A 17,699-nucleotide genomic window follows, 5' to 3' on the forward strand; every position below is an offset into this window, starting at 1 on the left:
TGAAATTGATGCCTTTTATTTGTTTTCTTGTTCTCATACCATTTCTTTCTAATCATGCAACTTTTTCTAATTCCTCCAGGCTATATCCTTCGGATAGGCAACGCCTACGCCAACCCCCCCACCCCCCTTTTTAAGGGGGGATCAAGGGGGGATTAAAGGGGGGATCAAGGGGGGATTAAAGGGGGGATCAAGGGATGATCAATTAGATGCAGCTTCATAAAGAATTGGTATCAGACTCAGCAAAAATTTAATCATTTAATTGTATAATATGACAACCAGAACAATTCTAATTGTTGATGATGAAGCACATCTGAGAGAATTGGTGCAGTTGTGCTTAGAAGATCTAGCCGGATGGCAAACTTTAACGGCCGGATCGGGAGAAGAATGTTTAAAGATTCTAGAAACAAAAGAACCCAATGCGATTTTGTTGGATATCTCGATGCCGGGAATGGATGGATTTAAGGTGTACGAACGGCTTCAATCTAATCCGAAAACCCGCTCAATTCCGGTCATTTTGTTAACGGCGAAAGTTCTACCTAGCGATCGCGCTCAATTCAATCAAATGGGCGTTGCGGGAGTGATTACCAAACCCATTGAAGTCACCAGTTTAACTGAAGAAATCGCCGACATTTTGGGTTGGCTTTAGACAGTTTACAGTCAACAGTAAACACCACCCCAAAAACCCGGTTTCTGTTAGAAACCGGGTTTTTAACTTGTCCACACCGTCAGAAGGGAAAGGGGAAAGGGGAAAGGGGTAAAGGGAAAGGGGTAAAGGGTAAGGGGTAAAGGGTAAGGGGTAAGAGGCAATTCTGTAGGCAAAGCGAACGATAGCGAACGCGCTTACTTCTGACTTCTGACGACTGACATCACGACTTCTGATGACACCCGGGCGGGTTGATATGGGTTATTTGTAGGAAATGATTAATTTATTGAGAACCCGCCCCTACCAACCAGACACCCATCTCCCTAATATCAGTTATCTGACAAAGTTTTGTTACAAAAACAGAATCTTTACCAATTTTTTACCGTTTGTCTCTAATCTGTTATTGGGTGTAAAAATTTTTTGCAAATGAGGAGATTGAGATGAGTTTTGTTCCCGGATTCAATCAAATCTTTTCAGAATCTATTGAAGATTCTTTTTCTCATTCATTGAAAAAGTCTCAATCCTCAACCCTGTGGATCGGTGAGGCGGAAGAAACTCCGATCGCAGCAGTTCAGATTGAGGATATGGAAACCAAAGCTTTACTCAAAGTATATATTTCTGATATTCATCTGGTCAAGCTGGATGTAGAAATAACTCCAGAAACAATTTTAATCGCAGGTCAACCGACAGAATCAAGTATAGTTGAAGGTTATTTTCGACCAAGTGATTTTGAGAGTCTGATTCCGTTACCTTACCCGGTAGAACCTGAAAGCTGTCGGGTTGAGGTACATTCAGATGGTTTAAAAATTGAATTAAAAAAGCACTTGGGTGTTCAACCCCGCCGAGTTCGGATAGAAGCTTTAACAGCCAATTTCATCCCCAAAAATTCTGACAGAAAACCCCATTTTGAGCCAAAATTAACCTATGAGAATGCCAGTGGTTTCTATGACCACCAAAAATATTTTACTCATTCACAATGAATCGAATACTGAAGAGATCATCCAGATGTTTTTGACCTACGGTACTGACTGGAATGTGCAGTTAACCAATTCGTTTTTTGATGGATTAGAACAAGCGAAACTCAATCATCCTGATGCTATTGTTCTTGATGTTTGTTTAACTGAAAATGATGTCTTGTGGTTTGCCAAACAACTGAGAAATCTACCGCAAACCGAAAAGATTTCGATTGTATTACTCAGTCTCAGGCCGAAATGGTTTGATTTCAAACAATTTGAACAATATCAAGTTACAATTGTGATTGTTAATCCTTTTGATTTAAGCCGGCTTCCGGTTGAAATTGCCCATGTGTTGGGCTGGAATCCTCCAGACTAATCTCTACTAACCTCCTATTAAATATCGGTGTAGGGGCGGGTTGATTACAGTTTACAGTTTACAGTTTACAGTTTACAGTTTACAGTTTACAGTTATCATCTCACCTTTCACTGGTTACTGTTGACTGTAAATTATCTATTCTTTTCTTTATATTAAGATTTAGACCGCTGTGTTAAGAATTTTACATTTTTTACTAAATCTTTATTTTTAACTTTTACAGTTCAGATTGTTGTTAATTAAACCGATTTAACTAACATTTGATAGCCAAATCGTTGAAAATTTATTAACATTAAAAATGAGGTTTTTATGCAAGATTGCCCTTGCTGCTCAAATCACATGGTTCGTCAGATTCAGCAGAAAAAAGTCTATTGGTTTTGTCGTCACTGTTGGCAACCGATGGTTAGTTGCGATGGGAACAGAGCGGGTTCATTGTTATCCGGCAACCTCGCCGCAGAAGTCAAACAAAAAAAAGGAGTTTCATCTCTACTGGCTTAACGTTTCAATCGAGTTTTGACCAGATAAATTTTAACAAAGATTTAACGTTTCCCCGGTTGAAAACCCTTATCTCATCTCGTTATAGATGCCAGAGAATCTATTTGTAACATATCTCGAATTATTAAGTTGTGAAATCAAGCCGAATTAATTCGAGATATCTTAGATCTAGTAACCTCATCGGTTTATGGCTCTATGATTCTACTCAACTTCATTAAAATTTTATGGAAAATACCAGTTAAAAAACTACTGCCTGTGTTAATCGGTGTGCTAGCTTCTGTTGCGGTTTTACTGCTGTGGCACCAACTAACCATTAAAGAACAACTTCACATTGAACAGTTAATTCAGCAAGAAGCCGATGCCATTGAGTTACAACTCAGCCAACAACTCACCTCCCGAGTCCAAACCCTGGAGCGCATGGCCAAGCGTTGGGAAAGCAATGGAGGGATAACACAGGACATTTGGAAAGCCGACGCCACCGCTTTAATAGAAGACTTCTACGATTATCAGGCGATAGAATGGGTTGATTCGGACTTTCAACTTCGTTGGGTGGTGCCACAAGTCGGAAATGAAGCGGTACAAAACCTAGATTTAAGTCAAGAACGACGTCGCCGGATTACTTTGCGAGTGGCTCGCGATTTAGACCAAGTTATTTTAACTCGACATATTTTCCTCGTGCAAGGGGGTCAAGGATTTTTGGCGACAGTACCTTTATATGTCGATAATAATTTTGATGGATTTATTGTCGGGGTTTTTCGGTTTCAAACTCTACTCGATAACATTTTGAGAGTGCCAACCGGATATAAGGTGGCAATTTATGATGGTCGGGAATTAGTCTATTGTCAACCGGGATTTCCCGATGAATCTTCACTTCAGAAAACAGGTGTTGTTCAGGCTTATGGTGCAAACTGGCGAGTTGTAGTAGCGCCGACTAAGGCATTGATATCAGAGGCGAAATCTTCTTTACCGATTATTGTACTTTTCGGGGGTTTAGTGTTAGTTTGGCTATTTGTATTAGTCGTGCATCTTGTTCAACTCAGTCGGTGCCACATCTATAAAGTTCAGAACGTTAATCGAAAGTTAAAATGGGAAATTCATCAGCGAAAATTGGCAGAAATAGACCGGGCGCGATTAGCTGCAATTGTTGAATCTTCCGAAGATGCGATTATTAGCAAAAATTTAGAAGATAATATTACAAGCTGGAATGCAGGAGCGGAACGAATTTTTGGTTACACAGCCAGTGAAATGATTGGGCAATCTGGAAAAATCCTGATTCCCCCAGACTATCAAGAAGAAGAACAGGAAATTATTCAGAAAATTATTCGAGAAGAACGCATCGAACATTACGATACCCAACGACTGAGAAAAGATGGAAGTTTAATCGATGTTTCGATTAGCGTTTCTCCGATTAAAGATGAGACGGGTTATATTATTGGGGCTTCAAAAATTGCTCGAAATATTGCCGAACGCAAGCAAGCTGAAGCTGCGCTGCGCCAAAGCGAAGAACGTTGGGAATTGGCTTTAAAAGGGAATAATGATGGCATTTGGGATTGGAATGTTCAAACGAATGAAGTCTTTTTTTCCAGTCGTTGGAAGGAAATGTTGGGCTATAAAGATGATGAAATAGAAAACAAGATAGACGAATGGGAAAAGCGAGTTCATCCCGATGATTTAGAATCGGTAACGCAAGTTATTCAAGATCATTTTGCCCAGAAAACGCCTTTTTATCTCTCTGAACATCGGGTTCGCTGTAAAGATGGTTCATACAAATGGATACTTGATCGCGGTCAGGCGCTTTGGGATAATGGGGGTAATGTGATTCGGATGACCGGTTCTCATACCGATATTACCGAGCGCAAAAAATCAGAAGAAGCGCTGCGTCAAAGTGAAGCTCGATATCGACAATTGATTAATAATTTAAGTGCGGGTTTTGTTATTCACGCGCCCGATACTAGCATTTTGTTATGCAATTTAACCGCTTGTGAGTTACTCGGGTTATCGACGGATCAAATGATGGGAAAAACCGCGATCAATCCGGCGTGGTATTTTCTCCGAGAAGATGGCAGTATTATGCCCCCAGGAAGAATATCCGGTTAATCGGGTTTTATCCAGTAAAAAACCCCTCAAAAATTATGTTTTAGGAATTTATAACGGCGCTCAAAACTTGACTTGGGTATTGGTGAATGCTTATCCCGAGTTTGAGGAAAATGGTAAAATAAAACAAATTGTTATTACCTTTATTAATATTACCAAACGCAAGCAAGCCGAAGAAGAAATTAAACAGACTCGGAATTTTTTACAAGCCTTATTAGATCATTTACCCGTTGCGGTTTTTGTTAAAAATGCAAACCCGGATCATTTTGGAGTCATTCAATTTTGGAATAAAACCTCCGAACAGTTGTTTGGGATTTCAGCAGAACAGGCAATTGGTCAAACGGTTTATGAGTTTTTCCCTGTAGAACAAGCAAGCTTTTTTGACCAAAAAGATAGAGAAGCTTTTTTGAAGGGTGAAATTGAGGATATTCCCGAAGAATTAATTGATAGTTATAGTTTGGGCAGACGTTGGCTGCATACGGTGAAAGTTCCCGTTTATAACGAACAGCATCAGCCTCAATATTTGCTTTGTTTTTCCGAAGATATTACCGAGCGAAAACGGGTTCAAGCTGAACGCCTAGAATTGACTCAGGTGATGGAAAATGCCCTTTCGGGGATTTCTAAACTCGATACTCAAGGATGTTACGTTTATGTTAATAAAACCTACGCGAATATTGCCGGCTACCAACCCGAAGAAATGATCGGGATTTCTTGGCAAAAAACGGTACATCCCGACGAATTAGAAAAAATGATTGCCGCATATCAGCAGATGGTTAAAATAGGTCGAGTCGAAGTGGAAACCACCGGCATTCGCAAAGACGGCTCAATTTTTTATAAAGAATTGGTGATGATTGCCTCTTATGATGAAGACCGGCAACTTCTCGGTCATTACTGCTTTATGAAAGATATTAGCGAACGGCAAGCGGCCCTTCGCGAACGCAAACAAGCCGAAATGAATTTAGCACAAGAACTGCTGCGAACTCAAACCTTATTTAATACCTCAATCGATGGTATTGTTGTGATGAATAATCAAGGAGATGTGGTACAAGCCAGCACCAGTTTTGCTCAAATGCTCGGCTATTCTTTAGAAGAAGCTTTGACTTTAAATGTTGTCGATTGGGATGCTCAGTGGACAAAAGAAGAACTGGAAATTATGCTCGCCCGAGAAGAAGTTATTCCTCTGTTTGAAACCCGACATCGCCGGAAAGATGGTTCAGAATATGATGTGGAAATTAGCTGGAACCGCGTTGAATTAGACGGTGAGATGATGAACTTTTGTATTTGTAGAAATATCAGCGAACGCAAACAAATAGAGGAAGCACTACAGTATCAAAAGGAAATATTTCAAACGATTGTTAATAATATCCCGGTGATGATTACCTTGTTTAATTCCAAGGGTCAAATTGAATTAATTAACCCCGAACTCGAACGAGTTTTAGGCTGGCCCCTCGAAACCTGGCAGCAAAAAGATATCTTATCAAAATGTTATCCCGATCCCGTTTATTGTGAAAGTGTTTTAGAACATATGTTGGCGGCAAATGGAAAGTGGAAAGATATGACCACCCTAACCGCTACCGGAGAAAAAATAGAGACTTCTTGGGCAAATGTGCGGCTATCAAGTGGGTATTGTTTGGGAATTGGTCAGGATATTACCGAACGCAAACAAAAAGAATTGACCCTGCAACAAGCAATGGAAACCGCAGAAGCCGCGAACTTGGCGAAAAGTCTATTTCTTGCCAATATGAGTCACGAACTCCGTACCCCCCTAAACGTGATTCTTGGCTTTGCTCAGGTGATGGCCCACGATAGCGCCCTGACTCCCGCCCAAAAACAAGATTTACAAACCATTCAACGCAGTGGCGATCATCTTTTGAGTTTGATTAATGATGTTTTGGATTTGTCTAAAATAGAATCGGGACATTGTACCCTCGATGAAACGGGTTTTGATTTAATTGCTTTGCTTCATTCTCTGCGAAATATGTTAGCTGAACGGGCGAGTTCAAAAGGGCTTGATTTGAGTTTTGAAATTGCTCCAGAGGTTCCTCAATTTATTATCGCAGACGCTCAAAAACTTCGTCAAGTTCTGATTAATCTTATCAGCAATGGGATTAAATTTACAGAAAAAGGGATGGTAACTTTGAGGGTGAAAAGTCAGGAATTCACACAAATAAACACCCTGATTTTTGAAGTAGAAGATACGGGTGTCGGAATTTCTCAGGAAGAATTAGAAACAATATTTGATGCGTTTGTTCAAGCTACAGCCGGAAAGCGATCGGTTAGCGGTACCGGCTTAGGATTAACCATCAGCCGCAAATTGGTAGAATTAATGGGCGGAAAAATTTCCGTTCGCAGTAAAATAGGAAAGGGGAGTCTATTCACTTTTAGCCTTCCGGTTTGTCTAACCAACGGAGTCGATCTCACTCCCGAACAAAGCGATCGTCAGGTGATTGCTTTGGTGCCGGGTCAACCTCATCATCGGATTTTAGTTGTTGATGATCGGGCTGAAAATCGTTTGCTGATGGTTAGATTATTGGAACAGTTGGGATTAGAAGTTTATCAAGCTAGTAACGGACAGGAGGCGGTACAACTTTGGAAACAATGGCTACCCGATCTAATTTGGATGGATATTCGGATGCCTATTCTTGATGGCTATGAAGCAACAAAGCAAATTCGGGCAATGGAACAAGGACAAAAAAGTATTATTATTGCACTCACCGCCCAAGCTTCTCACAGCGATCGCGCTCTCGCTTTGGCGGCAGGTTGTAATGATTATATTAGCAAACCTTTCCGCGAACAAACTTTATTTATTAAAATGGGAGAATATTTGGGTTTACAGTATATTTACCAAGAACAGAAAACGGGTTATTCTGATGGGGGTAAAGAATCATTCACGGGGAATTTGTTAAAGGGAAAATCGGAAAATAACACCTCAAAACCCGATATCAATCTCACCCTTTTGGCGAAATTACCCGGTGCTTGGTTGACACAATTGGAGGATGCGGCTATCTGCGGAAATGATTTGGCGATCGCGGAATTGGTCGAACAACTTTCTCCCGAATTTGCTAGACTTGGAACTCGTTTAACCGAACTCGCGAACCAATATCAATTTGAGAAAATTATCGATCTAATTTCCAGTCGAGTCTCGGAAAAGTTAACAACAGAAATTGAGAGTTCATTTTCAACGGTATCCGATTGAACTCTAACTTCAATTTTGGGAGAATCACACATGACAACTTTACTCAAACCCACTTCAGAAACTCATATTTTGATTGTCGATGATAATCCCGATAATGTCCGGTTATTAGCTAAAATTCTAGAGTCACAAAGCTTTATTGTTCGGAAATCTCTCAGCGGTCGGATGGCGCTGCAAGGGGTTTATCGCGACCCGCCCGACCTAATTTTACTGGATATTAATATGCCAGAAATGAATGGTTTTGAAGTGTGTCAGCAGTTAAAAAACTCGGAAAAATCCGCTTCCATTCCGGTGATTTTTATTAGTGCGTTGGAACGAATTGAAGACAAAGTACAAGCGTTTGAATTGGGGGGCGGAGATTATATTACCAAACCCTTTCAAGAACAAGAAGTTTTGATGCGGGTTAAAAATCAATTGCTCATTCAACAGCAACACCAACAACTCCTCGAACAAAATAAACGCTTAGAACGGGAAATTCAAGAACGTTTAAAAGCCGAAGCCGAAGTGAGACAGTTATCCCTCACCGATGAATTAACCGGACTTTATAACCGACGGGGCTTTTTTGTATTAGCTGAACAACAAATGAAAATTGCCCGACGGACTAAACTTTATTGCTGTATTGTATTTACTGATTTAGATGGTTTGAAGAAAATTAATGATACTCTCGGCCATGAAATGGGAGATCGGGCAATTATTAACGCCGCCCAAATTTTAAAGCAAACCTTTCGGGATGCCGATATTATTGCTCGACTGGGCGGCGATGAATTTGCTCTATTTATATCGGGGGCTGATGGAACTTCTCAGGATTTTTATCGGCGGTTAAAAGCCAATATCGATGAATTTAATCATCATCAAAATCAAGCTTATAAACTTTCAATGAGTATTGGGGTGCAGACTTGTGATTTTAATAATAATCAATTTTCACTCGCAGAAGGATTGGCGCTGGCCGATCAACTGATGTACGAACATAAAAAAAATAAATATAGTCAAGTTCCCACATCATAATCTTGTCTAAAAATCTGGTCTAAAAAATTAAAAACAGGGGCCAATTTTTCCCCCCTGAACCGATAAAATTTGGGTGTGTTGCAACCACTGAGAATCAAACGCACCCAGATGAGTGGTTGTAATTAACGTTTGAAAGCGATCGCCAATGGCTTCTAAAAGTTGATTTTGACGGTTGAGATCCAATTCCGCCAAAACATCATCTAAAAGCAATAAAGGCGGTTCGCCCACCACCGCTTCAATTAACTGCAATTCTGCCAATTTTAAAGCTAAAACCAGCGTTCTCTGCTGACCCGAAGACCCATATTGACGGGCTGGCGTTTCGTTAATACTAAAGACAATATCATCCCGATGGGGACCCACTAAAGACGTTCCTTGCTGTTGTTCCGCGATCGCCCGAGTCGAGATTTTTTGTAAAAAAGCATCTTGAACTTCTTGGGGAGATAAAGCAGATAAACGGGTATTTTCCGGAGCAATGACTTTAACATTGGGTTGATAAGTTAGCTCTAAATTCTCCGTACTCCCGCTAATTAAATGGTGCCAGTTTTCAGCCAAAGGCGCCAACCGTTCCAAAACCCGATCTCGCCGTCGGATCACACGCGCACCCGTCACCGCCAGTTGAGCATCCCAAACCGCTAATTCCGAGTCAGAAATAGACGGTTTTTGTTGAGTTTCCCCCAAACCCTGAAACGAAGATCTCGCTTTTTTTAGCAACGCATTTCGCTGTCGCAAAACCTGATAATATTGTTGTAAAATATAAGCGTAAACCGGTTCTAGCTGTATTAACAACCGATCCAACCAACTGCGGCGCCGTTCGGGACTTCCGCGAACTAAATCCAAATCTAAACTCGAAAACTGCACCACATTGAGAACGCTTAAAAAATCCAGTTGGCGCCGCAGAGACTGACCATTTAACATCACGGTACGCCGTCCTTGACTTCGCAAAATAATCCCCAATTCTACGAGTCCGGTTTCTCGCTCTAAGTTTCCCGTAATTTGTCCGTTATCTTCAGTTTCTAAAATTAAATCGCGATCGCGGCTCACCCGATGACTTTTTAACGTAGAAAGCAATTCCACCGCTTCCAAAAGATTAGATTTTCCTTGAGCGTTATCCCCCACCAAAATCGTTTTCGGAGCATCAAACGCTACTTTTTCATCGTTATAATTCCGAAAATCTTGAAGGTGTAGCGTTTTAAGATACATAGCCAACCGAGAAAAAAAAAGAGCAACTAAGGCGTGTTCAATAATTGATAATTAATAATGGATAATGGATAATGGATAATGGATAATGGATAATGGATAAGTCGAGGTCTTAAACCTGATTAATTAATGATCAATTATCAATTTTTAATTATCCATTGATAAATAATACACCCAATCGATTCAATTCGACAATCTATCAGCAGGTTATTTTTAGCTTTTCGCGCTTGTTGCCCCGCGCTGTACCCGCGCTTGGTCAGCGACGGGATGAGGAGCGGTGAATAAGGGATTCAATATCCCGAAGATGAGCAACCTTCTTTTTTGTGCTATAGTTTTTATAGGATATTCAATTCACTCTAATGTTAAAGGTCGTCAAAGTAAGACTATATCCAAATAGAGAACAGAAGCAGTCGCTAGAGCAATCCTTTGGCAACTGCCGTTTTCTGTGGAACTATTGTCTTGACTTGATGAATAAGACTTATAAAGAAACAGGTAAAGGGTTGTCAGGATACGAGGTCAAAAAGCAAATCCCTCAACTTAAGAAAGAATTTGAGTGGTTGAAGTTGACCTACTCCCAGTGCCTACAGCAAGTCTGCCTGAACTTGGGTGTTGCCTTTAATAATTTTTTTGAGAGGAGAGCAGGATATCCTAGTTTTAAGTCAAAACATGGGAAGCAGTCTATTCATTACCCTCAGAACGTTAAGGCGCTAGATAGTTGTCTTGATTTACCTAAGATTGGGGAAGTTAAAGCAGTTATTCACCGTCTTATAGAGGGGAAGATAAAGACTGTTACTGTCTCCAAAAATAAGTGTGACCAATACTTTGCTTCAGTGTTATTTGAAGATGGGAAAGAAAAGCCATCGCCTAGCACTGAGGGTAAAGCTATAGGTATAGACTTGGGGCTGACTCACTTTGCTATCACCTCAGATGGTTCTAAGTTTGATAATCCTAGATGGTTGGCGAAGCATGAGAAGAACTTAAAGAGAAAACAGCAACAACTTTCTCGCAAGCAAAAAGGTTCTAGCAATCGAAACAAAGCGAGATCGAAGGTAGCTAGAGTTCATAATAAGATATCTCGTTGTCGAGAAGACTTCCACCACAAGCTATCGCGTAGGATAGTTAACGAAAACCAAGTGATTGTGGTTGAAGATTTGGCAGTCAAGAACATGGTCAAGAATCGCTGTCTCGCTAAGGCAATTAGCCAAGTTGGATGGGGTCAATTCTGTACCTTGCTCAAATACAAGGCAGAGCAAGAAGGAAAGGTTTATCTCGAAGTGGATAGGTTCTTTCCTAGTTCAAAAACCTGTAATGTCTGTTTGAACCAAGTCGCTAGTCTGTCTCTTGATATCAGGTATTGGACTTGTACTAACTGCGGTACAAAGCATGATCGGGATATCAATGCAGCAATTAACCTCAGAGATGAGGGTCTACGAATTTTGACCTTGGGAACCAGGGATAAAGCCTGTCGCCAAACTGTAAGACGTAGTAATAGAGGACGTAAGAAATCTACTACTACGCTAGTTTCTGGGCAGGAAGCCGACGCTGTAATCTAGGATTCAGCGTTCGGTAGTTCACACCATCACCTTGTCAAGTCCAGTCCAACCCATTATAAATGTAAATAAATGTAAACCTCGGGAGTCAGCCGGCTCTCATTTGCTAATATTGGAGAGCGAGTCATGGAAATAGAGCAGATCCAAACCTATCTTAACAGCAGCGATTCTCAACAGCGTTTAAAAGGATTAACCGAACTCAGACATTATGATAGTGCGGTGGCAGTTCCCCTGTTAATGACTCTGTTAGCCGATCCGGAGTTTTTAGTCCGCTCTTTTGTGGCGATGGGTTTGGGAAACAAGCGTTCTCCAGAGTCGTTTGAGGCGTTGGAGAAGTTGCTGAAAGACGATCGCGATCATAACGTTAGAGCAGAGGCGGCTAATGCTTTATCCAAGTACGGAGAGATGGCGATACCCCATCTGGTCGAAGCATTTCGCCTCGATGAGAGTTGGTTGGTTCGTCGGAGTATCCTCGCCCCTTTGATGGAAATGTCTCACCCCGAAGCGCTTTATCAAATTTGTGATTATGGTTTAGGCGGAGACGATGAAACCGTCAGAGAAGCGGCGATTGATGGCTTGGGAACGCTCTCGGGAACTTCCAAACAAACAGAGGCGTTAAAGCAGCTTCTCGGGCTTGTTAATAGCGAATCCTGGCGGGTTCGATCTCGGGTTGCTCTGGCTTTAAGAAAATTTGACGACCCCCAAGCCCAAGCCGCACTGAGTTATCTGAAAAAAGATGAAGATCACCGGGTTGTGGGTGCGGCTCTCGAAGGGGTTTTCTAACTCGAAGTTGAACTATCGGGCCAAAGTTTTGATCGGACTGGCTCGATAGTTTAGGCTAAATAGGCTACAGTTTAGCGAGGGGATGACAGCTAAAAATATTAATCAATAAAAAATTAGTTGCGTTTTAGGCTGGAGACGTATATAATAGAGCCTGTCTCCGGATCAATCACCTGAGAACGATGAATTGCTATAGAAGAAGAGTCAGTAGGTTCTGCGGATTGTTTAAACAGGCAAGAGACAGAGCTTGCGCTAACAATGCCAAGGGCTAAAGCAGCAGATACACCGACTCCAATAGAATTGACGCGCTTCATGGTTTCCATGACTGAGTTAGGTTTATATTAACTACTCTATTAGATATCCTGTTAAATTAGCATGAGTTCAGGATGAAAAATTTCTCATCTCAGCTTAACCTCCGCTCACCGGGGGAATGAGAACCACTTCATCGCCATGACTCAGAGGAGTATCGGGGGGGACAAACTGCAAGTTCACCCCAAAATGAGTGACAGAACGCCACTGTTCAAGTTCGGGGTGTTCTTGGATGCAATGCTCGAGAACGTGAGAAACAGGCGTTTGAGACGGTAAAGTTAAAACCAGTTCAGGTACTCCATAGACTTCTTGATACACCGCAAACAGTTTTACCGTGACGGTAATGGATAAGTTAGACATAGCACTTTCCTTCAGCAACCCATGCCAATTTTACCGAAATCTCAGTTTCGGGAGTATAGATTTCGGTAAATTGTATTCAATCAACTCATTTTAATCCAACTTTCAGTTAAACCCCAAACCAAGCGGGAACAAAACTCGAAAACTCTGAATTGACAAAATAATGTTCCATCTCCTCCTCAAAAATCGTTAGACTTCTCGGAATTCCTCGTTTGATCTCCAGACTAACAATTTTAGCATTTTCCGCTTGCAAATCCTCCAAATACCCCCGAACAGAACGTTGAGCTTCACTCCCGCTCGCAAATGGCCCAAAATAGTAAATACATTTTGGGGATTGGGTAATCACTTCTATCCAGCAAGCCAATCCCATTCTCTCCAAATACGAGGTAAAATATTCTTCAGCCTCGCTAAACCAGTCGATTTCATATTCAAGTTCATCCGGGTGAAAATCATCTAAAATTTTATCAATATTTTCTGGATTTTTAGGGTAGATTGTTTGCTGATTGGGAAAAAAACCCCGGATATTGGGAGCTTGTTCGTTAATTTTCTGAGCGTTGATTTTTAAGTTTTCTGGTGTAGTCATAAATTCTCTTATTTTCAAGTTTTGATCAATGGATAATTGACAATTGATAATTGATAATTAATTAATCAGGTTTAAGACCTCTCCTTTCAAGGAGAAAAAAGAAAAATTATGCAGGGTACGAGTCCGAAGCAGGCAGGGCGCGATTCTGCGCCGGAGTACCGATGACTTCCTCTCTATCAATCCTCTTCATAAAGGATCGAGGTAATTATCCATTATCCATTATTAATTATCAATTATTGAATGTAGCCTGGGATAGTCTTCAGCCTAACAGATAGAGGTTTAAGATGGAGTATATCCCCAAGTTTAATCCCGGTATAACTTGTCAAAATTGGGGGATTTGTTATGACTTTTTACAAAATAATGAACCCATATCCAAACCCCACCTTACACTTGAGAACGTTCACATTCCCAATCAGAACCCATTAAACTTCAGACCCATTTTTTGGTCGCAATCACTAAGCAGATAATAACCAAAAAGCTTTAATTTCTTGACGTACCGACTCGGTAACTTTACAGGTACTCTTGAGACAATCAAACAACAATTGATTTGCTTGGTAATAGCATTCTAACGTTTGCTGTTGTTGGGGGGTAAAATGGTTAAAATTGTCCCGAATCTGTTGAGAGATTGCCCCTTGTATTTTTAAGGTATTACCCGCTTGAAACTGTTGGGGAACCGAACTCAAAAACGCTTTAATTTCCGGGTCTTTAGAAACGAGATTATCAATCTTTTGCTTGATTAAATCTATTAAAAAATCGGCATTTTCTAGCTCGGAAGCCGTCAACAAAAATATCTTGTGCCATCGGGGTTCCTTGATGCGATTGACCAAATTTTGTAAACTCCGTTCGGATTTTTGTAGATTATATTTATCGGCAATTTGTTGAGCCGTGAAATAGTCTTGAAACCCCGAAAAAGAGAACGAAAAAATATCGGGAAGCCGTTCTATCAATATTCCATGTTGCAGTTCAATCGCCTTCAGCACCGCTTCACTATCAACTTGCAGTTGCTCTAAGTCTATCAGATCATTGGGTAAATTATGCAAGTAACCACTAATATATTGCTGAATCTGTTTTTTGTGAAAAAAATATTTTCCCTCCTCAAAGCTATCGGTAGCAAGCTGACGGAATAATTTCAGCTTTTGGACTAAGGAAAATTCGGGATAAATCTCATCCCGTTTAATACTTTTGCTTTGATCCCATTTCCCCAGAAGTGAGTCCAAACAGACCTTAGAAAAATTATTAAATTTCAAGAAAAAATCTTCCGAGCGACTGAACATCAAGCAAGCAATATACAAAAACAAAGGTCGCACAGCCAGTTGACGAAACTGTAAATTTTCGGGGAGGTTGAGACTCTCGTTGAACTTAACCGCTTGTTTCAAGCCATCGTTAAGATCTAGCTTCCTGAATTCTACCAACCACTTCTCAACAAACTGGGTGATTTTTTCCTCGGTTAAGGGTGCAATTTCAACATCGGTAAACCCTTTGATTTTGAACTCTTTTGCAGCCGTTCGACAACCGACAACAAACAGATTATTGTAATATTTCTCGGAAAATCGCCGAAGTTCTTGAATGACATTCGGAAAGTCTTGAACGTTAACTTCATCGAGTCCATCCAACAACAATAAGATTCGACCGCCGTGCAGCAAATTGATTAAAATCGTCGGATTTGTAATTTCTGTAGTGATAAATTCTCCATGAATAAAGTTAAATAAGCTAAAGTTTCTCGCTTGTCTGGACTCCTCTGCAAAATCTCTCAAGTTAATAAAAATAGGCACTCGGTTCGGGCAGAATTGACCTTGATTACACAGCAGCGCCAGATGTTGTAAAAAAACCGTTTTACCTACTCCGGGCTGACCTAAGATTCTCAGTTTAGAGTAAGTTTCTACGGCTTGGATTCCCGACATTTTTTTCGGGACAATACTGTTGTTGAGACTAAAGCGCTCAAATTCTTCCGGTGTCCAGTTTTGAAGTTGGGCAATTTCTATGCCGGTGTGGGTGCCGATCTGTTCTAAAATATCAACATCAACATAAATGTCGTTAATATTGACCGGATAGTGAACATCTAACAGCGTTAAATAGCCGCATCTGTGTTGAATTTTGTCGTAACGTTTTGAACGCGCCTGTTGAACCAGAACGTTAATATCTGTATTTCCTATTTTTTCAGGATTATCACAGATTTTTTCTAACACTTCCGCCGGCGGATCTTGAGCAATTTCTAACCAATTTAGCTCCAGTAATGAACAAATTTCAACAAATGTATGGCGTTCGATGGGGCGACCTGTAAAAAATCTCCAAATCGGCTGACGAGTTTTAAGATTCACTTCTGATGCGAGGTTTTCTTGGGTCCAGCCTTTACGAGCAAATGCTTTTTTTGCCAGGTGGATTCCGGTAGAAGAAGCTTTCAATGAGCGTTTGGTAATTGACATCGCTACGTCCTCTCAAATAGGAATTCTAGAATTACACGAGAGTTGGCACATTTTCAAAATAGGTCTAGATGATTAGATAACTTATTTTATACCTTTAGATAGATGATCGCTCTTTGAAAATGTGATATTATTTCCTGGGCTAAATGTTTTATCCCTATTAAGTCTCGAAAACCATTGTTTTCTTGATATCTGCTATCGTTTTCGACAAAACCCAATTCTTTAGATTTTGTTAACTTTGTTTAAGTTCTGTAAAATCAAACAATTCAATCATTAAGTTATACAAACTGAATTTTGCTCCATCTCCAAGTTGAACAAGAAATGTTGTTGATTCAAGGAAATCGAGTGGAACAGGGCGATCAACTCTGGTTAGCGGCACCGAACCAACAACAACCTCAGTTTAAAAGTAAAAAATAAAAATTTGGTAAAGAATTCGAGACAGAGGTGGGGAAGGTGGGCAGGATGGTAACGGATGGGTTGACGGCTGGGTTATCAACGTGTTTCGCTGTCAACACTGGGTCACTGTTCCCTTACCCCTTACCCCTTACCCCTTACCCCTTCCCCCTTCCCCCTTACCCCTTCCCCCTTCCCTGTTCCCTAACTCCGGTAAAGATCTTTTTCGGGCGATCGCGTCACAATATAAAGAAATGTGAAGAAAGCTGTTAGGAGATTTTACCGTGACATCGACGATCACAACCACAACGCTGGGACAAACCGGGATCACTGTTCCCTCACTCTGTATCGGCACCTGGTCTTGGGGGGATAACTTCTTTTGGGACTATGGTAAAAGCTTCGGAGAAGGCGACGTCGAAGCCGCATTTAACACCGCCCTAGAATTGGGGATCAACTTTTTTGATACCGCCGAAGTTTACGGACAGGGGTTATCTGAGGAATTACTCGGAAAATTCATGCAAAAAACCGATAAACCCGTGATCATGGCAACCAAATACGGGCCGTTACCCTGGCGAATTTGGGGAAACTGCGTCGCCGATGCGTTAACAGCCAGCCTCAAACGGTTACAGGTGCCTCAAGTGGCATTGTACCAAGTTCACTGGCCGTTTACCTTTTTGATGACCCAAGAAACCTTAATCAACGCCCTCGCCGATGAAGTCAAACAAGGGAGAATATTGGCGGTGGGAGTCAGCAATTATTCGGCTGATGAAATGGAAAAAGCCCACGAAATTTTAGGGCGGCGGGGTATTCCGTTGGCGACAAATCAAGTCAAATATTCCTTGCTCAACCGCAAAATCGAACAAAAAGGAATTTTAGATCGGGCGCGTCAGTTGGGCGTGACCTTACTGGCTTACAGTCCGCTCGCCCAAGGACTCCTCACCGGAAAATATACCCCCAATAACCCGCCGGTGGGTGGGCGGCGGATCGACTCTCGCTTCTCACAAGCGGGGTTAGAAAAAATTGAACCCGTCATGTCTGTTATCCGCCAAATTGCCGAAAAATATCAGCGTACACCCGCTCAAGTGGCGTTAAACTGGATTAATGCTCAAACCGGAGTGATTGCGATCGCAGGCGCTAAAAATGCCGCTCAAATTAAAGATGATGCCGGGGCTTTGGGTTGGGAAATGACCCAAGCCGAACTCGATCAACTCGAACAAGTCACTCGCCCCTGGCTTTCGGAGTAAAAAGGGAATCTTGCAAAAGGGGTAAGGGGTAAGGGGGAAGGGGGAAGGGGAAAGGGGTAAGGGGTAAGGGGCAAGGGGTAAGGGGCAATTCTAAACTTCTGACTCGG

At 41.3% G+C, this 17,699-nt stretch carries 15 protein-coding genes; 11 read left to right on the top strand and 4 right to left on the bottom strand.

Annotated elements, in window-relative coordinates; all coding sequences use genetic code 11:
* Positions 1-268 precede the first annotated feature (268 nt).
* The 7 genes from ACL6C3_RS08375 (at position 269) to ACL6C3_RS08405 (ending at position 8,759) form a co-directional block, all read left to right on the top strand.
* Complete coding sequence (locus ACL6C3_RS08375) at positions 269-646, top strand: response regulator (RefSeq protein ID WP_413166704.1); 378 nt, start codon at positions 269-271, stop codon at positions 644-646.
* Between the two features lie 437 nt (positions 647-1,083).
* Positions 1,084-1,623, top strand: coding sequence for a hypothetical protein (locus ACL6C3_RS08380; protein WP_413166705.1), 540 nt, complete (start codon positions 1,084-1,086; stop codon positions 1,621-1,623).
* The gene (locus ACL6C3_RS08385) at positions 1,589-1,975 is read left to right on the top strand and encodes a response regulator (RefSeq protein ID WP_413166706.1); all 387 of its coding nucleotides are present in this window, start codon (positions 1,589-1,591) and stop codon (positions 1,973-1,975) included. Before ACL6C3_RS08380 ends, ACL6C3_RS08385 begins: the two co-directional genes overlap by 35 nt.
* A 336-nt stretch (positions 1,976-2,311) precedes the next feature.
* Positions 2,312-2,470: a hypothetical protein gene (locus tag ACL6C3_RS08390; RefSeq protein WP_413166707.1), complete on the top strand. Its 159-nt coding sequence runs from the start codon at positions 2,312-2,314 to the stop codon at positions 2,468-2,470.
* Positions 2,471-2,734: 264 nt separating this feature from the next.
* Positions 2,735-4,564, top strand: coding sequence for a PAS domain S-box protein (locus tag ACL6C3_RS08395; protein ID WP_413166708.1), 1,830 nt, complete (start codon positions 2,735-2,737; stop codon positions 4,562-4,564).
* Positions 4,527-7,757, top strand: a complete 3,231-nt coding sequence (locus tag ACL6C3_RS08400) for a PAS domain S-box protein (protein ID WP_413166709.1) — start codon at positions 4,527-4,529, stop codon at positions 7,755-7,757. The genes ACL6C3_RS08395 and ACL6C3_RS08400 overlap by 38 nt, the downstream gene beginning before the upstream one ends.
* 30 nt (positions 7,758-7,787) lie before the next feature.
* Complete coding sequence (locus ACL6C3_RS08405) at positions 7,788-8,759, top strand: diguanylate cyclase (RefSeq protein ID WP_413166710.1); 972 nt, start codon at positions 7,788-7,790, stop codon at positions 8,757-8,759.
* A 27-nt stretch (positions 8,760-8,786) separates the two neighbouring features.
* On the opposite strand, the gene recF is transcribed toward ACL6C3_RS08405, so the two are convergent.
* Positions 8,787-9,959, bottom strand: a complete 1,173-nt coding sequence (gene recF / locus ACL6C3_RS08410; RefSeq protein WP_413166711.1) for a DNA replication/repair protein RecF — start codon at positions 9,957-9,959, stop codon at positions 8,787-8,789.
* A gap of 356 nt (positions 9,960-10,315) precedes the next feature.
* On the opposite strand from recF, the gene ACL6C3_RS08415 reads away from it, so the two are divergent.
* On the top strand, positions 10,316-11,509 hold the full coding sequence (locus ACL6C3_RS08415) for an RNA-guided endonuclease InsQ/TnpB family protein (RefSeq protein ID WP_413166712.1): 1,194 nt from the start codon (positions 10,316-10,318) through the stop codon (positions 11,507-11,509).
* Between the two features lie 123 nt (positions 11,510-11,632).
* The gene (locus ACL6C3_RS08420) at positions 11,633-12,289 is read left to right on the top strand and encodes a HEAT repeat domain-containing protein (RefSeq protein ID WP_413166713.1); all 657 of its coding nucleotides are present in this window, start codon (positions 11,633-11,635) and stop codon (positions 12,287-12,289) included.
* A gap of 405 nt (positions 12,290-12,694) precedes the next feature.
* Here the strand turns inward: ACL6C3_RS08420 and ACL6C3_RS08425 are convergent, their stop codons facing one another.
* The 3 genes from ACL6C3_RS08425 to ACL6C3_RS08435 all read right to left on the bottom strand — a co-directional run bounded on the left by ACL6C3_RS08425 (position 12,695) and on the right by ACL6C3_RS08435 (position 15,958).
* Entirely contained in the window at positions 12,695-12,955 is a 261-nt protein-coding gene (locus ACL6C3_RS08425) for a MoaD/ThiS family protein (RefSeq protein WP_413166714.1), read from the bottom strand.
* Positions 12,956-13,061: 106 nt separating this feature from the next.
* Positions 13,062-13,535: a DUF1816 domain-containing protein gene (locus ACL6C3_RS08430; protein WP_413166715.1), complete on the bottom strand. Its 474-nt coding sequence runs from the start codon at positions 13,533-13,535 to the stop codon at positions 13,062-13,064.
* A 455-nt stretch (positions 13,536-13,990) separates the two neighbouring features.
* Positions 13,991-15,958 carry an NACHT domain-containing protein gene (locus tag ACL6C3_RS08435; RefSeq protein ID WP_413166716.1) on the bottom strand — a complete coding sequence of 656 codons (1,968 nt, stop codon included), beginning with the start codon at positions 15,956-15,958 and terminating at the stop codon, positions 13,991-13,993.
* Positions 15,959-16,249: 291 nt separating this feature from the next.
* Here ACL6C3_RS08435 and ACL6C3_RS08440 point away from each other — a divergent pair, with 291 nt between their 5' ends.
* Together ACL6C3_RS08440 and ACL6C3_RS08445 are read left to right on the top strand one after the other, a co-directional pair.
* Positions 16,250-16,372: a hypothetical protein gene (locus ACL6C3_RS08440; RefSeq protein ID WP_413166717.1), complete on the top strand. Its 123-nt coding sequence runs from the start codon at positions 16,250-16,252 to the stop codon at positions 16,370-16,372.
* Positions 16,373-16,632: 260 nt separating this feature from the next.
* A complete protein-coding gene (locus ACL6C3_RS08445) occupies positions 16,633-17,592 on the top strand; it encodes an aldo/keto reductase (protein WP_413166718.1) in 960 nt (319 codons plus the stop codon).
* Positions 17,593-17,699 lie beyond the last annotated feature (107 nt).

The sequence above is a fragment of the Capilliphycus salinus ALCB114379 genome, from assembly GCF_047276495.1.
Taxonomy (GTDB): domain Bacteria; phylum Cyanobacteriota; class Cyanobacteriia; order Cyanobacteriales; family Microcoleaceae; genus Capilliphycus; species Capilliphycus salinus.